A 21,546-nucleotide genomic window follows, 5' to 3' on the forward strand; every position below is an offset into this window, starting at 1 on the left:
AAAAGTAGCTATTGAGTGGCTCTTTTGATGCGTATACTTAATAAAAAAACAAAAAGTGCGTCGAATCAGCCGTCATATCGACTCACCCCGACATCGCTGCGCTCGTCACCCCTCTCTCCGCTTCGCGCATAGAGGGGATTTTCCGCCACCCTCTTTGCGGCGAAGCCGCAGAGGTGGTCCACCTGCCAGCTTGCGGAAATAGACTGAGTGAGTCGGTTCTGCACCCAGACTGGGCCTTAGACGTGACCTCCAATCAAAAAGGGAGCAGTTGATAACAACTACTCCCTTTTTGATACCTCTCTGATTATTTCAATTGCTTAGTAACTGATATTTCAATGGCGTGAAAATAATTGGTTCCGCCCCATGTTTCCAAGGTCTTAAACCTGATATACCTTACCGTTGGGCCATTTGCCGGGAAGTTGAACGGTTCGCCGGCGGCGGCAAATGCTTTATCTTCGTCTGAATTTTGCCCGCGAGGTAAGCCCGAAGGTTTATAGGAAGTGAAGCTGGCAAGCTGGGTCCAGCCGTTAAAGCTGCCCGATGGATCAGGCGTGGTATTGGTTCCCCATATTTCAAAGCGTTTAGCATTACCCACATCATACAGGGCCGACATCCGTTGCCAAAGCCTTAATTGTGTCAGGCTGGCCGATTGCCCCAGATCGATGGTGAACCAGATGGGGAAGTCGGTACCCGGGGTATGGAAGCCCGGCTCATTGGTACTTTTATCCCATAAAAATGGAAGCTCCCAACCATAGGCCGAGCCAACATCGGTTGGTAAATACACTGCTTTAAACAGGCTCTTATCCATTTCGATTGTCCCGATAATCGTTGGGAATTTATCATAGCTCAAGGCATTAAATGTATCTACAGCATCTTTTACCGGTTTATATGACGATCGGTATGTTACATCTGTGCCATACTTATAATCGGTCAGAGTTATCGAGTTGCTATCGGCCACAAAAGAACGCTCTGTAGTGGTTCCTAACTTATTGGTATACCTTATAGTGGTAGCCACATTCCCGGTATCGGCCTTGTTAAAATTGAGGGTAACGGAACCATCGTTATGTGTAACGTAGGGATTAGCGGTATTATAAGCCCTGTTTAACAGGGTTGACTGATAAGCCGGTCCATATACCCTTACATTATTGATATCCTGACCGATGGATGGATGATTATCCTTATCATACGCAATAATATGAAAGCTGTATACATACTCCTGCAGGTTGGGGATACTTACCACAACGGAATCGCCCGGATCATGGCTGGCGGCGCTAAGCAACAGGGAGTCAAGACCGTTATTCCACTTGATCACGTATCTGCTGATACTTGGATCGGGACTTGGGTGCCAAACCAGCACGGCACGCAGGTTACCGGAATGATAATTCAATCCGGCGGCTAATCCGGGATAGGTTACCTCATGATTATCTAAAAACGACTTATAATCCGTATCATATTTTTTGCAACCTGCAATTGCCAAACACATGAGCAAGAAAACAGTAACGTTGAATGCTATTTTCATTTCTTTAAGTTTTAATTAACGGTTTACTGTACAGGTGCACCAAACAGGGTAAGCTCTTTGGCATTCACATAATCAAGGCCGGCCCAGGTTTGCGTACACTGGAAACGTATGTATTTTACCGCTGGCATCTGGCTTACATTTGGCATATTGAAGCTAAAGCCGTTTGCGCCCGCTGTAGCTTTATCGGCATCGGTAGCCTGGTTTGGCGGTGCGCCCGATGGCGGCAGCGGCACCACAAAGTTGCCCAGATTAACCCAATCGCCCAATACGGTACCTACCACGGTAACAGTAGCAGGCCACGATGGGTAATCGCCCGGATTATCTTTTGTTGAGCCCCAAATGGTAAACTGGCGACTATTTTGATACCCCCATATATCAGGCAACCTGTTATACAATACTACACGGCTTATTTTGGCCAGCGGGCCTATACCAAAACTGCATATTTTTAAAGGAGCGCTGGTGGTGTGCCATCCTGGATCGCCAAGATTGTTATCAAAAAGATATTTAAGCTCCCAGCCATAACCTATCGGGCTATCTGTGGTGAGGTGAAACGTAAAGAACTTGCTTTTGTCCAGTTGTGTTTCAAACAGGGGTGTTAATTCTTTGGTCACTGTATCAGAAACATTCCCAAACCTATCCGTAGTAAAAACGGCGAATTTGGTATTCTTTACCGAGAAGCCCCGAACCGATATATTTACGGTATCATTACTCAGGTACTGCGGATCCTGCTCATCATAGCCTTTGGTAGCGTCATTATAAGATAAAATATGTATGGCCACCGGAGTTTTATTGGGGTTGAAACCATAAAAGTTGGCCCCGCCAAAATCAGGTGTAATGGCCAGGTTATCATTAATAAGCAGGTAATTTGGTATTTTAGGATTAACCTTTACCGTTACCGCGTCTGACATGATGTTGGCACGGCTTACCGCGTTCAGTGTCACCGTATACTCTTTAGCTTTGGCAAAACCATCAACCATTACCGTATCGGTATAATAGCTGGCTTTGGTTTGCCTTACCACCTTATCATTGATGTTATACGTCGCCAGAACGTATAACAGGTTCTTTGAATCGGGCAGTGTGTAGGTTATACGTGCCGAACCATTCAGGTTCTCGACCTTTATATTGGTAACTACACCCGGCTTGGTTTTGTCGTTGGATACGATCTCGATATTTGACTGACCTTTTTTACAGGAAATCAAAAACACGACGAGTAGTGCCGATATATAAAGCATCGATACTCTGGATCTGCCGTTATTAATCTTTTTCATAATTTATATTTTATATTAATTATTTATCAATAATGCCTTAGTCTCAACTACTACCAGTATGGATTTTGGGTAAGATTTTCGTTAACCACCAGGTCTGTTGAGCTGATAGGCCATAAATAATCCCGCAAACCAAAAAGCGGCGTGATCACGTTGGTTGGGCGATAATAATTTGCCGATGCAGCCTGATTAATATTCCAGCCTTGTACAGGGCGACTTAATACATCCTGTAATTCTTTCCAACGGCGCAGATCCCATCCAATCTGGCCTTCAAATGCCAGTTCGATCCGCCGCTCCTGGTGTATGATCTGGCGCAGACCATCTTTTGAACCCGGCTTGGATGGATTCTTCGAAAAACTGTTCCATGACTCCACTACGCCTTTTAGTCCGGCACGTGCACGCACCTGATCGATGTAGGAATACACTTCGGCTGTTGGGCCCTGTACCTCATTTAAGGCTTCGGCATATAAAAGGTACAAACCTGATAAGCGAATAAGCGGCAAGTGAAAATCAACCGTGGTAAAAGATTGATCCATTACAGTTTGATAGTTACCTAGTTTTTTTGGCCATATACCGGTTATATTGGTTGAGTTAAAGCTTTTTGGGCCGGCCAAACCAAAAATACCGCGGGCCTGCACATAATAAGCTTTGCTCTGGTCTGTTACCCCGTTACCAAACCAAATGCCGCCATCAAAACCAATCGAGGCATAAAATCTTCTTTCGCGGTTAAAATGCTCACGGGCGGTTTCATATCCCTGTTCTATATAATCTTTGTTAGCATCATCACCAACCTGGGGTATAAAACGATTGGTATAGTCAAAATTCTTATCCTCAATCAACGGTACGCCATTGTTGGTATAAAACAACTCCGACTCGGCCAATGGCACAGCCCAGTTTGAAGGGTATGTATTGGCCATACCTACTGCCGCACTGGTTAATTTGGGAATAACATAACCCTGGTAACCAAAGGTATAATTAAGCGCCCATATCAGCTCCGGGTTTTGCTCCCACTTATCGGTGATGATGAGCTGCAGCGTTAATATCTTTTTCAGTTCGTCAGATACGTTGATATTACCAGTTGGTGGTAAAGTGTACAATTTAATGCCCTGTGCTTCACATTCGGTAATGGCAGCCTTGCAGGCATCGGCGGCTTTTTGCCATTTGGAAGCATCATACGAAGTAGAAAACAAGCTTTTACCCGCCTTATCCTTAAATCCCTGGTAATCCGGATTGCCATTAAACAGCGGACTTGCAGCTGTGGTTAAAACCTCGGCTTTTACACTCATGGCTATAAACTTGGTGATACGTCCAAATTCCTGCGCCTGATTTTGAATATTTGGCGGCAGATCGGGTATGGCCTGATCCAGCAAGGATACCACATAAGCAAATGATTCATCAACCGATGCTCTTTTACGTTTTAAAGTATCAGGAGGTGCATCAATAGGGTAACTATCTTTGATCAGCACAATTGGACCGTACATCCTGATGAGGTAATAATGATAATAGGCTTTCAAGAATTTCACTTCAGCTATCCAACGCTTTTTTTCATCGGCCCCAAGATCTATGGGTTTATCAATATTTTCGAGCATGATGTTACACCGCCTGATAGCCTGAAAAAGCGGAGCGCCGCCATTGCTGTTTCCCCAGTAATTTAGTGAGGGGCTACCGGTGTTTTGCGTTCCCCGGATGAGGTCGAAGCCCCGTTGGTCAAAAAAGTTGGTCGTTAAATTGTTAGGGTACACAATTTCGGCAGAAGTGGTAAAACCCGCGTTATAAATTACGTTTGAGGTTTGCTGCATGGTTGAATAACAGGCAAACAGATAATTTTCGGCTTCATTACGGTTTCTGAAGGCATACTCCAACGTACCTACGTTACTGGGGGTAACATCCAGGTATTTTTTACAGGATACCCCTGTTGTACAAAGCGTTATTGCCAGTAATAATTTATAATATGATCTCATATCGTTCTCTTTTTAAATCGGTTTGTAATTATAAATTCACATTCAGACCTACGTTAAACACCTTTTGGATGGGGTAAGCAAACCCGTTGCCTCCCTGCTCCGGATCCCATAGTTTGAAGGGACTCCAGGTAAACAGGTTCAATCCGTTAAAATAAATGCGACAATTGGTCAGTTTCATGGCCTTTGCTATACGCGTTGGCAGGGTATAGCCGATCTCTAATGATTTCAATCGCAGGAAACTGGCATCGCGTAACCACCAGGTGCTGGGTTGCAGGTTGTTGGCTATTACTGTTTGGTTGGTGCCTAATCTTGGGTACAAAGCGTACAAATTCTGGTTCTCTTCAGACCAGTGATCATTGGCAAATGCTTTCAGAACCTGCGTATTACCATAAATGTACTGGTCAGGACTCGGGATAAAAGGGCTTACCCTGTTTGGATCAACAAAGAAAGAAACCCTGGCCTGCCCCTGGAAAAATGCAGAAAGGTCAAATCCTTTAAAACCTGTTGAGAAGCCAAATCCGTAAACAATTTCGGGTGTTTGCGGATAACCCAGGAAGGTAAGATCCAGATTATCAATTTTACCATCACCGTTCAAATCACGGTATTTGATGTCGCCCCCTTTTGGTGGTGCGGAAGAAAAATTCTGCGTTGGCGAGTTGCGGGCTTCCTGATCGTCAACAAATAGCCTTTCGGCCACATAACCATAACCGCGGCTGATTGGCTGGCCAATAAAGTGGCGCCACGGCTCAGCATAGTTAGGCTCTTCTATGTAAGTATATTTATTGGTTGAATAAGTAAAGTTACCTCTGAACGATGCCCACAAGCCATTGCTAAAGCTTTGCTTATAATCGGCAGATAAATCGATGCCTTTTGAATCAACCTGACCTAAGTTGGTTGCGATAGAAGTTTCAAAACCTTCGGTAGCCGGCACCAACCTATCCCGCAGAATATTATAGCGGTGATTTTTATAAAACTCGGCAATAATGTTCAGGTTTTTTAACACGGTCATCTCCACTGCAACGTTGGTTTGCCTTGAGGTTTCCCAGGTGATGTTATTATTGTCATAGCTTACAATGGTTAAGCCTTTACGCTCATAGGAGTTGTTGAAACCAAACTGAGCATAGTTGTAACCTTCATTAAAATGCACATCAGACAGGTAATAGAAACGCTGTGAGCCAATAGCATCATTACCCACCAAACCGTAACTTCCGCGGATCTTTAACCGATCAATAAATGATGGGTTCCAGAACGACTCGTTGGATATTACCCAAGAAGCGCCGATAGTTGGGAAAAAGCCATAACGATGATTGGCTGAGAATCGCTCAGAACCATTATACCCAAAGTTAAACTCGGCAAAATACTTGCTTTTGTAACCATAGGTAGCACGACCAGCTAAACCCAGGTTACGGTAGGGTAACGAGTATTGTAAGGATATCTGGTTGGTTTTGGGATCGACAGCATTTGAATAAACAGTTTGCTGAGCAGTACCGATCAGGGTGGCGTTAATGTTGTGGCTACCTAATTGCTTATTATAATCAAGCGAGGTTTGCAGATAGAAGAAGGTATCGGCATTGGGCGTACTGCGCGAGTATGAGAGGTATTCCTGCGCTACGTTATTACCCGTAGGCTGCGGGTTGAGCCAGTTTAGAGTATAATTATTGGTTTTCTTATCATAAGAACCTATATTATAATAAAATGGGTTATAAGCCAGCTGCGAATCAAAATAAGAGTGCCTGTTGGTACTGAATATACTCCTGGATTTTAAGCCGTCGGTTACAAAACCCAGGTTCTGGTTTAGTTCCAGTTGCGCCTGCATCCTTGATTCCGACGAATTTTTGTGCCCGCGTAACAGGGCAGCATATGGATTGTTGTATAAAATACTGTTACTGCTGGTGCCATCAACCCCGCCTACGTTACCAAATAAAATATGCTGTGCGTTGGCATTAGCAGCATCGGGCTGATAATAGGCCGGGAACAATACCGGGCTGGTATGTATAGCTACGTTGTACAGGTCGGATGCAAAGGAACCATCAGAAGTGATGGGCCCATTGTACTCGTTAAAGTTACCCCATAACCTTACAATGATCTCGGTTGTTTTGGTAAGGTTGATGTTTACGTTTGACCGCAACTGGTAATTCCTGAACTTTACATTGTTATCATTATTATTACGGATATCGGTATTCAGCACCCCGTTATCCACGTTGTAAGTACCAGTGATATAATACTTCGCCAAACCCGAACCACCACTAACGCTCATGTTGTTACGCATAGTGGTAGCGTTCTTTTTAAACAACATCTTTAACCAATCCACAGCTGGATACACATAAGAGTTACTGCCCGGGCCACCGTTAAGGGTGTTTTGGGTATTGTTAATTCTGGTTTGTGTAAAGGGTAATGGCAATGTAGGGTCGCGGGTAAGGGTGGCCTCATTATACAGGTTCATGTACTCAATGGGGTCAACCAGATCAAGCGTCCTTGTTGATTGCGATAAGGAATACTCCGAGCGGAAGTTGATCTTGGCGGGACCTTCTTTACCTTCTTTTGTGCTTACCAGGATGACGCCATTGGCTCCCCTTGCACCATAAAGCGCGGTGGCGCTTGCATCTTTCAATATCACAAAGCTGGCTATATCATCAACCTGTAAACGGGCCAGATCGGTTGTGGTTAATTCTACGTTATCGATCAGGATCAGCGGATCTTGTTTATAACCAAAGGTGGTTACCCCACGCACAAAGAACGAGGCATTATCCTGCCCCGGCTGTCCGCTGCGCTGATAGGCAATTATACCCGCTGCCTGCCCGGCAAGCGCCGCGGTGAGGTTACTCGCCGGAATTTTCAGTTCGCTGGGTTTAATACTGGTAACCGAGCCAACAAGGGCCTCCTTGCGCTCCTTTTTACCAAAAGCGGTAACTACTACCTCATCGGCAAGCAGCTTATCCTCTTTAAGGGCTACATTAAAGATCTTGTTTTGTGCCGATACGGTAAAGGTTTGTGCCTTGAAGCCTACAAAGGAGATCCGCAATACCGAACCGTCTTCAACATCCAGAATAAACCTTCCGTTGCCATCTGTTACAGTACCTAAGCGGGAATTGCCCACCACAGAGATAGTTACACCGGGCAATTTAACATGCGCCGTATCAGATACAGTACCGGTAACCGTAATTTTGGTTTGCGCATGGGCCGTACTATAAAATAAGGTTAATGTTAAAAACAGTAAGCAGCATCTTATCAAAAACCGTCCGGGCTTCTCATACTTTTTAAAAAGTGCTTTACTAAAAATGTAAGATTGCTTCATAAAATTGGGTCATAAAAATTATTTTAATTAATCAGGATTTAATCCAATCAGATTTGTATTATTCACCGGATAGCACGGGGATATTCGCGAAGCGTGTTTATTATTTAACCGGAATTTTCCAGTTCAAAAGCCAGGTTTGTAACCTGATAAAATCCGAAGCTTTAGGTAGATCATTATCGGTTAAAATATGAACCGAACAGGCCATAAAAATCCTGTTAAGTCTTTTTTTAGCTCAAGACTTTTAACAATAATCACCTAATAATTAAGCATATAGAATTAACAGATCACCTGGATTAAGGATAAACCGGCGCTCGCTTTCCCGCTAATGTGGTAGTCGATTTTTTTACATACATATTTGGTTTAGTTTACAATTGGTATTGTAAATGTAAGTGGAAGCATCGCATTTAAAAATGGATAAACTTTCAAAAAAGATGGACAATTTTATGAATTTATAACTCAAGTGTGGTTTTGTCCATTATTTATTCCTTACTATAAACCAGCTATAAAAAATTGCGGGGAGGCCCTTAAAGCGTTATAATACCAAACTTGTAAATGATACTTTCATGATAAGTATCGCCGGGGTTTAAAACTGTTGTTGGGAAGTTGGAATGATTGGGGCTATCCGGATAATGCTGGCATTCCAGGCATATACCATCAAAGGGGCTGTATGGATTTTGGTGATGCCCTAAATATTCACTTTGTAAATAATCTCCGGTATAAACCATCAGGGCAGGGTAAGTGGTAAATATCTCCAGCTTACGGCCCGACCTTTTTTCGATTAGTTCGGCGGCCAGTTTATGATAGGTACCGGGTTGCTCATCCAATATATAACAGTCATTTAAACCCGTAATATGGGTTTCATTCACCATCATTTTATTTTTGATGGATGTACCTGAAAGTCTTCTGCTACCAACAGGCTCAACAATGCCCGTAGGTATGTAATCCGCATCGTTTTGCAGCACATTACCAGCATGGATGGTTAATGTATGGTCGAATATTTTAGCCCCATCATTTGACAAGTTAAAGTACGCATGGTTGGTAAAATTTGCAACCGTTTTTTTATCTGTCGACGCGTAATAACTGATGATCAACTCATTCAGATCCGTCCACACATAATGCACGGTAAGTTCCAGATTACCCGGATACCCACCTTCTCCATCAGCGCTCTGTATTGTAAAATATAGCCCTTCGGCGGTAACCGCATATTTAAAAACCCGGGTATTAAAACCCTTACTACCCCCATGATTGGTATTTTCACCGTCATTATTTTCCAGGTACCAGGTTATGCCATCCAGCTGAAAACTGGCACCACCTATCCTGTTGGCATAACGGCCGATGGTTGAACCAATATAACAGTCATCATCCAGGTAGGCGTGCAATGACGGAAATCCCAAAACCACGTTACTATAAACACCATGCCTATCGGGTACTACCACCGAAACCAGGGTAGCCCCGTAATTGGTTAATTCTACATAAGCACCATGAGTATTCTCCATTTTAAAGAGACACACGGGCTCGCCGGCATGATCCCCCCATTCCCGACAGGTTATTCTGGCGGTACTGTTCACTCCTGGATATTTAAAGCATGTATTGCCATATTCAGATGGATCTTGCTTCCGGCATGAGCAGCGTCGAGTTCCAGCACGTCATTTAACATTTTTTGCGCGACATCCAGATCGTTCAAGCCCAATGCGCCCAAGCCCTGTAAAAAGCTGGTGTGGATGCGGTTACGCAGGTTCAGGTCGTCATCAAATATGAGCAGGTTTGGTAATGACACCGCGAAGTAATCGATCTTCACCTCATCATCGGCGTGCTGCGCCCCGTAATTAACCAACTTTTTAAATATGCTGTTGGCCCGTTCGTTATTACCCAGTTTTCTCCAGGCCAATCCCTGGTAAAAGATCTTATCGGGCTGCTGGTCGTTATAAAACACGGCGGCCGATGGCTCGTCTAAACCAATGGTAGCCTGTTCAAAGTATTTTTTTGCCTGCACGGGCTGGCCAGCGGCTTCATAGGCACAACCTAACCAGTAATCGATATCGTTTTCCTGGGTTCCGTACAATTTACCTTCGCCCAGGTTATGGGGGTAGGTTTTAGCATTTGTGAGGTAGGTAATAGCTTTCTCGTACAAACCCTCTTCCATATATTTTTTAGCCAGCTCAATCAGGCTGAATATATACTGGCCTGATGCCTTGCCTTCGCCCCCCTCCCATGGATGGAATTGGCGTACATTAAGCAGGTTCAAAGCAGTTTCATGATCACCTAAAAGATTATAGAGCGTTACCCTTTCCAGGTAAACATCATCGCGCTGATCGGCCACAGCCAGGTTATCTTCCAGGAATTTCAAACGTTCCTCCGGCGATCTGTTCAATCTCTTATATAACTGATCGAGCTCCATAAGTACACGTGCATCTGTTTTGTCTAAAACAAAAGCTTTCTCAAAATATTCCAGCGCTTTTTGCTCGTTGTTTTGTTTGTTGAAATAAGCGATAGCCAGGTTACGAAAAACTGTCGGGAATTGATCGTCCAGTTTGGCTGAGCGTTCCCAGTGACTCACCGCATCGTCATACTGGCGTTTATCATAAAACAAATTACCCAGGTAGTAAGGCGCTTTGGCATCAGCCGGGTTAAGCTCAATGGCCAGTTTCAGGATAGTGATCTCGTCCAAACGGTTTGGGAAACACAGGTACGAATCGGCTTTCGCAGCTTTAGCCAGCCATTCCGCAGCCTCGGCTTTACGGCCACTTTGATGGCTCAGCCAACCCAGGGTATAATAAACTATCGGGTTTGATTCTGCAGGTTTTACCACCAATTGCAGCAATTGCGATGCTTCGTCATACAAACCGGCAGCGGCATAATCCAGGGCATACTCTATAAAATTCTGGTCGTCACGACGAGAAAGTGTTAGTAATTGGTTCAGGCTTTCCTCTGTCTTATCCGCATCATTACTTATCCTGTAAGCCAATATCTTTTCAAACAACGCGCCCAGGTTAAAACCATCACGTTCCAAAGCGGTGTCAATTGTAGCCAGCGCTTTATCTAACTGATTCAACTTACGATAGGCTGTCGCTTTGATCACGTATGATTTACTGTTGGCGGCATTTCTGTCTAAGGATTGATTAATGTGATCTAACGCCAATTGGTAATGACCACGAGCCAGATCTATCATCGCTACGCAGAAAAAGCCGGTATCTTTCCAGGCATTGCTCCAGGTGGCTTTATAGAACACGGTGTAAGCCTCATCGGCTCTGCCTAAATATTTCAGGCAAAGACCGAGGTTGTAATAAGGCTCACTATCATAAGGATTAGGGTTACGTTGGATGCTGGTTTCTACCGCCTGGCGCAAATAGGGCTCGGCCTTGGCAAACTGCCCTTTGCGGATATACCATTTACCCAGCGCATTATTATTGCGGACATCTGTTGGTTCACGACGCAGCGCTTCCTCATAATACGGGATAGGGCTATACGTAGCATGGCGATATTGTTCCAGGTGCTGAGCTGTTAAAAATAACTGCTCCACGCTTTCCACATCGGCCGGGGTCAGTGCGGGTTTTGCCGGCAAAGGCATCTCGTTCTTTTTGTTTTTTGCCGGTTCGTAACGCAGTACTTCCTGCTTGCTGCTGTTGGTGATGATCAGCAATAACTCGGTCTCATTTATATCGGCATTTACTGCCACTTCTTGCACAAAAACCTGTTCAGGATTGATATCTGTCGTCTGCGCAAATAATATTTCTCCTTTATAACTCAGGATAATATTCAAACCGCTTTGTGCCGAAGTTACCTGTATCTTGGTAGTTACTTTACCGCCTTCTTTGCTTAACGCCAGCAGGATATCTTTAGTGGCATTTTTTACCATGCCTAATTCACGGTAGGGTAAAAAATACTGCGTAAAAGTTTTTTCTTCGTAAGGCATCAGCCAGCTAAAATCGGGCTGATTATCGGTGAATACGCCGGTCATCAGTTCTATATAAGGCCCGTCCTCATCAGTAAGGTTTCTGTCCCAGGCCTGGCCAAAATCGCTATGGCCCCAGGTCCACTGTTTTTTACCCGGCGATACATGATGATTAGCCACATGCAGCAAACCACCCTGCGAGTCATGCTCATAACCACCAACAAAATCATAGTCGGAATTGATGGCCATGTACGAGGTTGGTACGGGGATATTTTTATACATCGAAATATCGGTACCCGGCGAATAATCAACCTTGTAATAGGTACCTGTAGCGATAGGAAAATCAGACACATCGCGCTTGCCATGATCAAATACCGCGTTCACGTCAGGCGGAAAAACCGACTGGTAATAATCATTCACTTTTACCGCCGGGTTTGCCCACCACGAAAAGGTTTGCGGCAAGGAGGAACGGTTAAACAGTTTAGCTTTGATCTCGATATAAGCTGTATCCGGGCGAAGCGTAAAACCGGCCATGCCCTTGGTATGAAACATGCGCTCTACTTCGTTGACCCAAACGGTTTTGCTGCCATCGGCATGCTCTTCCAAAGTGTAATCAATGGGATCAAAAGTACTTGGACGATGATGCTGCGGCCAGTTAAACTCGATACCACCCGAGATCCAGGGACCTGTTAAGCCTACCAGCGCCGGTTTGATCACCTGGTTATAATAGATAAAATGACGCTGTTTGATCTTGTCAAACGCCATCTGGATACGGCCACCCAGCTCTGGCAGGATCATTATTTTGAGGTATTTGTTCTCAAGGAATAAACCGGTATATTCCTTGTTTTCTTTCTCGTCGGCAATTTTTTCGATCACCGGGTTGGGATATACTACGCCACTGCTGCCCTGGTAAACACGTTTTTCAAAAAACATAGGGTTTTTATCGGGCTTGCCCACACCATACGTAGGGATCACAACTTTTTCTTCCCAAACGGATACATTAGAATGATGCATCATATATTCTTCTTAATGGATTAATGTCTGATTAAATTTTCTTCCAGTTCTTCGAGGGTTTGGCACTTAGTTTCTTTAACACGTGCCTTTACAAACAGGAAACCCAGGAAACAGATACCCGCATACAGGTAAAACGGTCCGTAGGTACCTAACTTTTTGGCCAGGATAGGGAACGTAAAAACTAATATAAAGTAAGCGCCCCATAACGAAACTATAGCAACCGACGAGGCCACACCCCTGATCTTATTAGGAAAGATCTCTGAAATAAGCACCCAGGTAACCGGGGCCAGCGAAATGGCATAAGTACTGATAGCCAGCAGCACAAATATGGATACCAACCCCGCCGGGAAGTGGTTTTGTAAGGCAATAGCCAGCACAATATACATGATGGACAAACCCAGCGAACCCACCAGCATCAGCGGCCGACGGCCCAACTTATCCACCTGCCACATGGCCAGTAAGGTAAATACGAGGTTCACTACGCCAATAGAAACTGTTTCTAAAAGCTGACGGTTCAAGTTGGCCCCTACCGATTCAAATATGGTGGAGGTATAGTTAAACACCACATTGATACCGCAAAACTGCTGAAAAACGGCCAACGTGATACCCACCACAACCGCCGGGCGCACGGCTTTTTCAAATACCATTTTGTACGATTGTTTGGCTGTACTTCCTGCCAATGATTTTTCAATGGCTTTCATCGTGGTGTCGGCAAAATCTGTTGAACCTATTTTGTTCAGCACCTGCTGCGCTTTGGCCACCTGGCCCGATTTCATCAACCATCTCGGGCTTTCCGGCAGCCAGGTAACACCGATCAGGAACACCGCTGAAGGTACAGCGCCTAAACCAAACATCCAGCGCCAGGCATCATGACCGGCATCGGCTAAAAAATAATTGACCATGTTGGTTACCAATATGCCAATAACTACCGTAAGCTGGTTTATAGCCACATTACGGCCGCGTACCTCAGCCGGCGAAACTTCGGCTATATACATGGGGCACAGCATAGAAGCCATGCCCACGCCAATACCCGCGGCAAAACGCAGTATGATAAAATAGGTAAGGGTTTGCGCAAAGGCGATACCAATGGATGATATCGCGAAAATGAGGGCCGCTACCATCAGTCCGGGTTTGCGGCCATACTTATCGGCCAGATTACCGGCAATCAGGCAGCCTATAATACATCCTAAAGCTAAGGAGCCGGTCAAAAATCCTTCCCACACCGGATCGAGCGCGAACTGGGTACGCAGAAATGGTAAAGCGCCCGAGATCACCGCAAAATCGAACCCAAAAAGATATCCGCCCAGGGCCGAAATAAAGGAGATCCCGATAATATACCGGCTGTTAAATGTTCTTGAACTACTCATTTTTTAGGATATGTATTTGCTGGTTTAAGTGTAATATCGTTATTTGCTCTCTTTATTTACCGGGATTATTTTTAGCATCAGGGCATTGGCAGGTGCGGCGCTCAGTTTAAATTCAGTGTCGCCTTTTTTTAATTCGCCCACGACAGTATCGGTCAGCATATCTTTAAACTGATAAGCTTTCCCGGCCTCCAGGTGCAGGACCGGGCGGGTTAAAACCTGCTCAAAATTCTTCTGCCTGTCGAAATTGAACAAGGCCAGCAAGGTATTTTCACCCGGCAGGTAAAATGCCATTTGCTGATCAAACGTTTCGCCATCGGCTGCTTTCAGTGGAATAAAGGCTTGGGGATGACTAAAAAACGCTGCTATCCGCTTATTGTTTAAAAACTTCTGCGCCCGGCTTGCAGCCAGCGGGTGCCTGAAATCTGATCCATCGCCCAGGATACTACCCATTACCATCATGGCATATAATCGTACTTTGATCTCCTGATCATTCAAATCGGGATTTTTCTGAAAGCTTTTCATGATGCTTACATCCAGGTTGGTGTATGGGAACAAGGTGCCCTGCACCCAGCCCATGTGTGAACCCGTAGCCAGTGAGGCCTCCGTACTGCCATAATGCGGAAAGCCAGGCTGATCATCACGCAGATGCGAGTACACATCGGTTGATATGAAACGGGTGTGTGCATACTGGTGCGGGAACATAGGCGATATGGCCTGGGTAATAAAAATATCTTTACCCAGGATAGAATCAACCAGGTGACGCAATGTTTTCATGCCATAATCATAGGCCTGCATCCCTGTACGAATGTTTTTATTATATCTGGTGGTACTCTCTAATGCACCACCTGTCAGGAAGTCGATCTTCAGGAATTTAGCGTTAATGGCTTTGGCCTTTTTCAATTGCTGGATGATATACAGACGAACAGCCGGATGCGTAGGGTCCATCGCGTAAGCCCCCCATTTACCATCTTTATACATAATAGGTTTTCCCTCATTATCATGCAGCAATACATCTTTTAAAGCATAATTTGAGCCTGCTACCTTTTTCCCCTCGATATCATCCTTCCAGTTCCACATGGCAAAGGGGATAAAGTAAAAGCCCATTTGCTGGTTATTCTTAGCGAAATATTTACCCAGGTTGGCCAAAACTTCAGTCGAGTAAATACCCTGATCATAGGAGTCTATACTCATGACCGGTTTAGAATAGCCGCTGAAATTAGTTAGGGTATGCAAAAAATCAGAGATCTTTTCAACCGCAGGCGGCATCATTACCCCTTCGTAACCTAACACACCTTCCACACCAAAGCTGTTCCAATACACCGGGGCATTACCAGTCCATGTGCGTTTACCATTAATGGTCGAATTTGCCTCGCCGTATTGTGTAAAAGCCTTATGTAGATCGTCCATCGCGCATAAAAATATGGGAGGCGAGCTTACTGACTGCCCTACCGCGGTGCCATGCGCCACCAGGTCGTGCGTGCCATCGTTACCGCCGTAAGCCGGTGGTAACTTAGAGTCGTCGGGCGTAGAGGCACCGCCAAAAACCCGGAGCGAATCCACATAACCCAACTCTGTTGAGGTTTGATAAGCCAAGCCGGTTTTCCAGAAATCGTGCTTTACACTACCGATAACCAGGCCCGAGTTTTTCAGCATATCATAAATAGCCGCGAACTCGTAGGTGATCCCTGTAGTTTTTGGCGAACCTGTTTTAGGCCAGCTCCTTTCTACTGTAGGTGTCCAGTCGTCATTATCAAAAGGTACATCCAGTATTCGGGGTTCGGTACCGGGAATAAACAACCGGCCTTTATATTTGGGCAATACCGCTATCGGACTGATATCGCGGGTTTCTAAAAGGGCGGCTTTCGTGTCTTTATTTTTCGCGGTCAAAGTAATCAGCGTATATGGGTGCCCTTCGTAATTGGTGAAACGTTGTTCCAGTATAAACGGGTGCTTTTGATCGCTATGTGTAATAATTATTTGCCTACCAGTACCTATGCTGTCATGAACTTCGGCAGTAACAAATTCATGGTTGGCAAAATCGGCGCTTGAGGTAACTCCTGATTTAATGTCGTTGATGTAGGCCACTGTATTTTCGATCCGGATGCCATTGAAAAATGTGTAGTTTACCATACCGGTATGAGCATCCAGTTTAATAGTAACGTAACTGGTGATCATTTCTAACTTATCCACTGTGGTAATGGTCTTCTGCGCAAATGCACACTGACCACATATTAACAAAACAATAACAGTAAATGGGCAAAGTAATATTTTCATCATGGCTTATACCGGCAAATCATATTATCTGTTATTAACAGGCATACCGTTATTTACATAGCGGCAAGGCAGGCACTCTTAAATATGGATAATATGTTCAATTGGTTCGATGTAAAGCTCCCGGATTAAAACAGATTAAAAAATAGTTAATGTTACGATAATGATGGACTTTTTTATGACAACAAGCACAATTGATATTAAGTGAAGATTTAACCTTTGGTTTAGCTATTTTGCATCTCAGGATATATAAAGAGGGCGGATAGAATATTCGGCGAAGTTAAAATTGAAGGTCCCGAACATCATAAAATGAAATATTTTATGATGATTTTGTTTTTTTGATTAACGTTGTGCACCCATATTATAAACCGGTCAGCGTATCCCTATCCTCTTGAAAAAATGACAAAAAGCACAGCGTTAAGACGGCGTGAAGGTTTTGAAGGGCAGAAACTTATTGTACTGCCCAAAAAGATCATCGCCAACTTTTTAAGTAAAGACCCTGTTACCAAACAGATCTATATAACTGATATAGGGTATTACCCCAAAGCCAGTCATCATTATGCCGAACGCCTTAATGGCATCAATCAGCATATTATTATCTATTGTACAGAGGGTTATGGCTGGCTGGAGATCAATAAAAAGAAAGTAGAAGTTTCACCGTCACAATTTATAGCTATTCCGGCGAATACGCCGCATAAGTATGCCGCTAATATGGATAAACCCTGGACCATTTACTGGATCCACTTTAAAGGGGAAATATCGGCTTTCATCATCGACCTTATCCTCCAAAACTCAGAAAACTATAAGCCATATCTATCTTATAATGAAGACCGTATTAAACTATTTGAAGATATTTGTTATAATCTGGAGAAGGGCTATAGCGGCGATACGCTACGCTATGTAAACATGATATTTTCACATTTCTTATCCTCGCTCATCTATGAAGATAAATTCAATCACCTGGAAGAAAATACGGATAATAATGTAGTGGAGAAAACCATCGGCTTTATGCAGGATAACATCAATAAGATCCTCCGGCTTGATGATCTTTCGGCTTTTGCTAATTTATCAACCTCGCATTTTTCGGCGCTTTTCAGGGCTAAAACGGGTTATGCCCCTATCGAATACTTCAATCAGCTTAAAGTACAGAAAGCGTGTCAGTATATTTCCTTTACAGCCATGTCTATCAAAAATATAGCTATTAGCCTGGGAATTGAAGATCAGTATTATTTTTCCAGAATGTTTACCAAACTCATGGGAAGTTCGCCTAATGAATACCGCAAAAAGATCAAATCGGTGCTATAAACTGCTATTTCAGGCTATTAAGGCAGAGGCTGGTACATCTGTATGTGCAAATAACCGTTTAAAAAAGGAAGCGATCTTATCCAGCCAGGTTTGCGTTTTTACAGCAGGAGTTTGGGCTATTCCCTCTCGATTTGGCTCATCCGGAGGGTCATTTATCGCCTGCATTTCTTCCAGGACACTTTCGCGTATATCAGGATCACGGTTCACAATAGCATCCAGTTCTGTAAGCTCATTAAAGGTAGCTACCCCCTTTTGCTGTCGTTTTATCAAAATATCAAAACGATCCTGGTTAAACGTACGTCGCTCCAAATATCTACGCTGTTTCATAATAATCTACCTGGCTTCAATATTATCAACAAAGCGAGTGCCATCGTTTTATATATTTGATTATCAGCAAATTAAAAACAGTACATGTTAAAACATGTACTGTTTTGATACATGCGATTGTTCGTTTTCGGTCGGTAAATAATTATAGTAAATTTACTATTCAAACTACCTGCAGCTAAAGGTTTTCTTAATTCCTATTTTAAAGCTTTGGCAATAGCCTGCTCTGTAACCGTAGCCATAACCTGATAACCTGCAGCGTTGGGGTGTACCCCATCAGTAGTGAGCCCGGGCTTTTGGCCGTTGCGTTCATCAACAAAAGGTGTAAAATAATCCAGCAAAGTCAGGTTATTTTCGGCTGCGTATGTTTTGATGAGCTTGTTGAGCGCTATGATCTTGCCTGCAGGCTCAATGCCTTTACGCCATGGATAATCAAATACAGGTAAATACGCGCACAATATCACCTTGATATGGTGCAGTTTAGCCAGCTCAACCATCGAGCGGATGTTGTTCATAATGTACTCGTTGGTCAAATGCCCGTAGTTGGATGCGATATCGTTACTACCTGCCAATATGATCACGGCTTTGGGTTTCAGGTTGATCACATCCTGACGAAAGCGGATCAGTAGCTGCCCTGAAATTTGACCGCTGATGCCCCGGTCCAGGTAAGGTTTATCCTTAAAAAACTCAGGCACAGTAGTTTTCCATCTTTCAAAAATAGAGCTTCCCAAAAAAACCACCCTATTTTCGCCCGGTTTAGGGTCGCCTATCTGCTTATTTTCCAGGGCATAGTGCGATAACGCGGCCCAATCATCCCGGAGATCTTCTTTTACGACAGCGGCCGGTTTATTTTTGCCGGTATCGGGGCCACTTTGCTGCGCGTAGCCGGCAGAAGCGATCAGTAATCCGGCGGATAATAATAGTGTAAGTTTTGTATTCATATGGATGATAAATATCGGTAACAAAAACTTTTTAAACCTTAAATTTTAACAATTTTCGATTCTAAAACAGTGTAAAAACGCTTAAAAATTATTCAAAACCATCGATTTTAACACTTTTTAACAAATTTTAACGCGGTTTTGATTCTCCTAATCCCCGTTGTCATTCTGAGCGATAACGAAGGACTTCTGCAGCCATGTCCGGCGCACAATAGATACTTCACTCGGTATAACAAATATTTTTCCAAACTTCTTTTTCCAGCGACCAAGCCGAAACAATGGTAGGCTGAGTCCTCCGCAGCACCTCATCCCCCAATCAATTATTTTTAAGTTAACAATTCCTTTACAGGCCGGGGTTTACTTTGTGACAACTTTATTATAAAACCCTATAACCCATGAAAAAAACTTTATTAACCCTCTTCGCTTTTAGTGCTATAGCATTTAGCGCCTGTAAAAAGGATCACAAAGTAAATATAGCTCCACCGTACCCGGATATGGCCGAAGCGGCTGATCCTGCCGTTTTGATGACCACTGCCGATGGGGTAAAAGTATACAACGGCGGCTTTGGTTCGGCCATAGCGCCCGATCCTAAGGACGCTAATGTATTTTACCTGCTTACCGATCGCGGACCAAACGCTGCTGGTTCCACTGCCAATGCCATCATCTTCGGTAAAGCCGATTTTACACCCGAAATAGGCAAGTTCAGGCTAAAAGATGGTAAACTGGTATTGGAGCAAACCATCCAGCTTAAAAATGCTGCGGGGCAACCCCTAAACGGCTTACCTAACCCTATCAATGAGGGCGGTACCGGAGAGATCGCTTTTGACCTGAACGGCAACCAGGTAGCGCCAAGCGCTGATGGTATCGACTCCGAAGGCATGGTTTTAGCCTCCGACGGCTCTTTTTGGATCAGCGATGAATATGGTCCGCATATTGTTCACTTTGATGCTGCCGGTCGTACTATTGAACGTATCAACCCGTTTGGAACCGGCACGGGCGGTCGTAAAATCCCCTTGGTATTTGCCAAACGCAAACCCAACCGTGGCATGGAAGGCCTTACCATTACCCCCGACGGCAAAACACTGGTGGGCATGATGCAATCGCCTATGCTTAACCCAACCAAAGCAGCGGGTGCCGCTTCAACTATACTGCGCATCTTAACTTTCGATATCGCCTCGGGTGCAACCAAACAATACGCTTATGTAATGGACAATGTATCGCTTACCGGCGTGAGTGATATTGTAGCGGTGAACGCCACTACCTTTTTAACCATTGAGCGCGATGGTTTGTACGGTGGTGATCCAAAAAAACCGGCTACCTTTAAAAAAGTATTTAAAATCAGCCTTACCGGCGCTACGGATATCTCCGATGAGGCAAACGGTGCTAATGGCAAGCTTTATGGCGGCAAAACCGTAGAAGAGCTGAACGACCAGGCCGGTTTGCAAGGTGCCGGTATTACCCCGGTATCCAAAACACTGGTGCTTGATCTGTTGAAAGACCTGCCAACCGTTTATCCGCATGATAAGGCCGAAGGTTTGGCCCTGTTACCGGGTAATATCCTGGCCATCTCTAACGATGATGACTTTGGCGTGCTGGATAATGGCAAAGGTGGCTTCGCGGCCAAGATACTGCCGGCTACCAACACGGTTGATCATAACAGCATTTACTTTGTTAAGATCAAGTTGTAAGAGGTTAGAGTCAAAAGTTAAGATAACAATTGTACTCAAGGCCATCCCGAAGTTCGGAATGGCTAAAACACCGTAATTTTACTCTTAAAAATACGGTGTTTTCACGGATTGCGGCGACTTATTACTCTACTTACATTTGTATCAAGGCGTTTTACTAAAACCGCTGATAATGAAGCTAAGGTTAACTGATAAGGCACTTATTTTTTTTATCCTGCTGATGGCAATTATAGTACAACGCCCAAGCTATCAGATGGTGAACGGTATGGTGAGTAGTTTACATCTCCATTTGGGATTGATACCACACCTGAGATCAGTTATCGCGTTGTTTACAAATATATCATACCTCCTGAGGGGGGTATATTAAGAATACTACCTATGAAAAGCACCCTGAGAAAGTGCAAACAAAATTAAGTATATTGTTGGTGATATGCTTAGTTAAATGGTCCTGACCGGCCTCAACACAAGCATTACCTTTAATAGGGTAATGCTTTTTTGTTTGATAAAGGGGCTGTCACTCTGAATATCGAAACATAACACTCCATTAAAAGCCCGGGCCACGTGCGATTCCTTCCCTCGGGAAGGGGAAGGAAGGGGTTTATACATCATACCGGTTTATGCCGCATGAATAAACCCCTCCCGTGGGGCTACTGTGTGGACACATCTTTTAGTTGTAATCTTGATAGAGTAGCCATCCTTCATAAACGTTA

General features: G+C 44.2%; 13 protein-coding genes. 3 read left to right on the top strand and 10 right to left on the bottom strand.

Going from position 1 to position 21,546, the window contains the following annotated elements; all coding sequences use genetic code 11:
- Positions 1-304 precede the first annotated feature (304 nt).
- From AB6735_RS23815 to AB6735_RS23850, 8 genes are all read right to left on the bottom strand, one after another.
- Positions 305-1,519: a DUF4998 domain-containing protein gene (locus AB6735_RS23815; protein WP_370998624.1), complete on the bottom strand. Its 1,215-nt coding sequence runs from the start codon at positions 1,517-1,519 to the stop codon at positions 305-307.
- A 23-nt stretch (positions 1,520-1,542) separates the two neighbouring features.
- Positions 1,543-2,787 carry a DUF4959 domain-containing protein gene (locus AB6735_RS23820; RefSeq protein ID WP_370998626.1) on the bottom strand — a complete coding sequence of 415 codons (1,245 nt, stop codon included), beginning with the start codon at positions 2,785-2,787 and terminating at the stop codon, positions 1,543-1,545.
- Between the two features lie 50 nt (positions 2,788-2,837).
- On the bottom strand, positions 2,838-4,745 hold the full coding sequence (locus AB6735_RS23825; protein ID WP_370998628.1) for a RagB/SusD family nutrient uptake outer membrane protein: 1,908 nt from the start codon (positions 4,743-4,745) through the stop codon (positions 2,838-2,840).
- Between the two features lie 28 nt (positions 4,746-4,773).
- Positions 4,774-8,040: a SusC/RagA family TonB-linked outer membrane protein gene (locus tag AB6735_RS23830; protein WP_370998630.1), complete on the bottom strand. Its 3,267-nt coding sequence runs from the start codon at positions 8,038-8,040 to the stop codon at positions 4,774-4,776.
- Between the two features lie 524 nt (positions 8,041-8,564).
- On the bottom strand, positions 8,565-9,608 hold the full coding sequence (locus tag AB6735_RS23835) for an aldose epimerase family protein (protein WP_370998632.1): 1,044 nt from the start codon (positions 9,606-9,608) through the stop codon (positions 8,565-8,567).
- Complete coding sequence (locus AB6735_RS23840; RefSeq protein WP_370998633.1) at positions 9,605-12,949, bottom strand: DUF5107 domain-containing protein; 3,345 nt, start codon at positions 12,947-12,949, stop codon at positions 9,605-9,607. The genes AB6735_RS23835 and AB6735_RS23840 overlap by 4 nt, the downstream gene beginning before the upstream one ends.
- A 17-nt stretch (positions 12,950-12,966) precedes the next feature.
- The gene (locus AB6735_RS23845) at positions 12,967-14,313 is read right to left on the bottom strand and encodes a sugar porter family MFS transporter (RefSeq protein ID WP_370998634.1); all 1,347 of its coding nucleotides are present in this window, start codon (positions 14,311-14,313) and stop codon (positions 12,967-12,969) included.
- 39 nt (positions 14,314-14,352) lie between these two features.
- Complete coding sequence (locus AB6735_RS23850; RefSeq protein WP_370998635.1) at positions 14,353-16,503, bottom strand: hypothetical protein; 2,151 nt, start codon at positions 16,501-16,503, stop codon at positions 14,353-14,355.
- Positions 16,504-16,983: 480 nt separating this feature from the next.
- Between AB6735_RS23850 and AB6735_RS23855 the strand changes: the two genes are divergently transcribed.
- Positions 16,984-17,889, top strand: coding sequence for an AraC family transcriptional regulator (locus AB6735_RS23855; protein WP_370998636.1), 906 nt, complete (start codon positions 16,984-16,986; stop codon positions 17,887-17,889).
- A 9-nt stretch (positions 17,890-17,898) separates the two neighbouring features.
- On the opposite strand, the gene AB6735_RS23860 is transcribed toward AB6735_RS23855, so the two are convergent.
- Together AB6735_RS23860 and AB6735_RS23865 are read right to left on the bottom strand one after the other, a co-directional pair.
- On the bottom strand, positions 17,899-18,216 hold the full coding sequence (locus tag AB6735_RS23860) for a hypothetical protein (protein WP_370998637.1): 318 nt from the start codon (positions 18,214-18,216) through the stop codon (positions 17,899-17,901).
- Positions 18,217-18,410: 194 nt separating this feature from the next.
- Complete coding sequence (locus AB6735_RS23865; RefSeq protein WP_370998638.1) at positions 18,411-19,154, bottom strand: SGNH/GDSL hydrolase family protein; 744 nt, start codon at positions 19,152-19,154, stop codon at positions 18,411-18,413.
- A gap of 392 nt (positions 19,155-19,546) precedes the next feature.
- Here AB6735_RS23865 and AB6735_RS23870 point away from each other — a divergent pair, with 392 nt between their 5' ends.
- Together AB6735_RS23870 and AB6735_RS23875 are read left to right on the top strand one after the other, a co-directional pair.
- The gene (locus tag AB6735_RS23870) at positions 19,547-20,839 is read left to right on the top strand and encodes an esterase-like activity of phytase family protein (protein ID WP_370998639.1); all 1,293 of its coding nucleotides are present in this window, start codon (positions 19,547-19,549) and stop codon (positions 20,837-20,839) included.
- A 169-nt stretch (positions 20,840-21,008) separates the two neighbouring features.
- The gene (locus tag AB6735_RS23875; RefSeq protein ID WP_370998640.1) at positions 21,009-21,203 is read left to right on the top strand and encodes a hypothetical protein; all 195 of its coding nucleotides are present in this window, start codon (positions 21,009-21,011) and stop codon (positions 21,201-21,203) included.
- The last annotated feature ends 343 nt before the right edge of the window (positions 21,204-21,546 follow it).

The sequence above is a fragment of the Mucilaginibacter sp. RCC_168 genome (assembly GCF_041355315.1).
Taxonomy (GTDB): Bacteria; Bacteroidota; Bacteroidia; order Sphingobacteriales; family Sphingobacteriaceae; genus Mucilaginibacter.

Bases quoted from the DNA above. Each gene is read 5' to 3' on its own strand.
- AB6735_RS23875 (WP_370998640.1), top strand. From the start codon at position 21,009: ATGAAGCTAAGGTTAACTGATAAGGCACTTATTTTTTTTATCCTGCTG.
- AB6735_RS23840 (WP_370998633.1), bottom strand. From the start codon at position 12,949: ATGATGCATCATTCTAATGTATCCGTTTGGGAAGAAAAAGTTGTGATC.
- AB6735_RS23830 (WP_370998630.1), bottom strand. From the start codon at position 8,040: ATGAAGCAATCTTACATTTTTAGTAAAGCACTTTTTAAAAAGTATGAG.
- AB6735_RS23845 (WP_370998634.1), bottom strand. From the start codon at position 14,313: ATGAGTAGTTCAAGAACATTTAACAGCCGGTATATTATCGGGATCTCC.
- AB6735_RS23870 (WP_370998639.1), top strand. From the start codon at position 19,547: ATGAAAAAAACTTTATTAACCCTCTTCGCTTTTAGTGCTATAGCATTT.
- AB6735_RS23860 (WP_370998637.1), bottom strand. From the start codon at position 18,216: ATGAAACAGCGTAGATATTTGGAGCGACGTACGTTTAACCAGGATCGT.
- AB6735_RS23815 (WP_370998624.1), bottom strand. From the start codon at position 1,519: ATGAAAATAGCATTCAACGTTACTGTTTTCTTGCTCATGTGTTTGGCA.
- AB6735_RS23865 (WP_370998638.1), bottom strand. From the start codon at position 19,154: ATGAATACAAAACTTACACTATTATTATCCGCCGGATTACTGATCGCT.
- AB6735_RS23855 (WP_370998636.1), top strand. From the start codon at position 16,984: ATGACAAAAAGCACAGCGTTAAGACGGCGTGAAGGTTTTGAAGGGCAG.
- AB6735_RS23825 (WP_370998628.1), bottom strand. From the start codon at position 4,745: ATGAGATCATATTATAAATTATTACTGGCAATAACGCTTTGTACAACA.
- AB6735_RS23820 (WP_370998626.1), bottom strand. From the start codon at position 2,787: ATGAAAAAGATTAATAACGGCAGATCCAGAGTATCGATGCTTTATATA.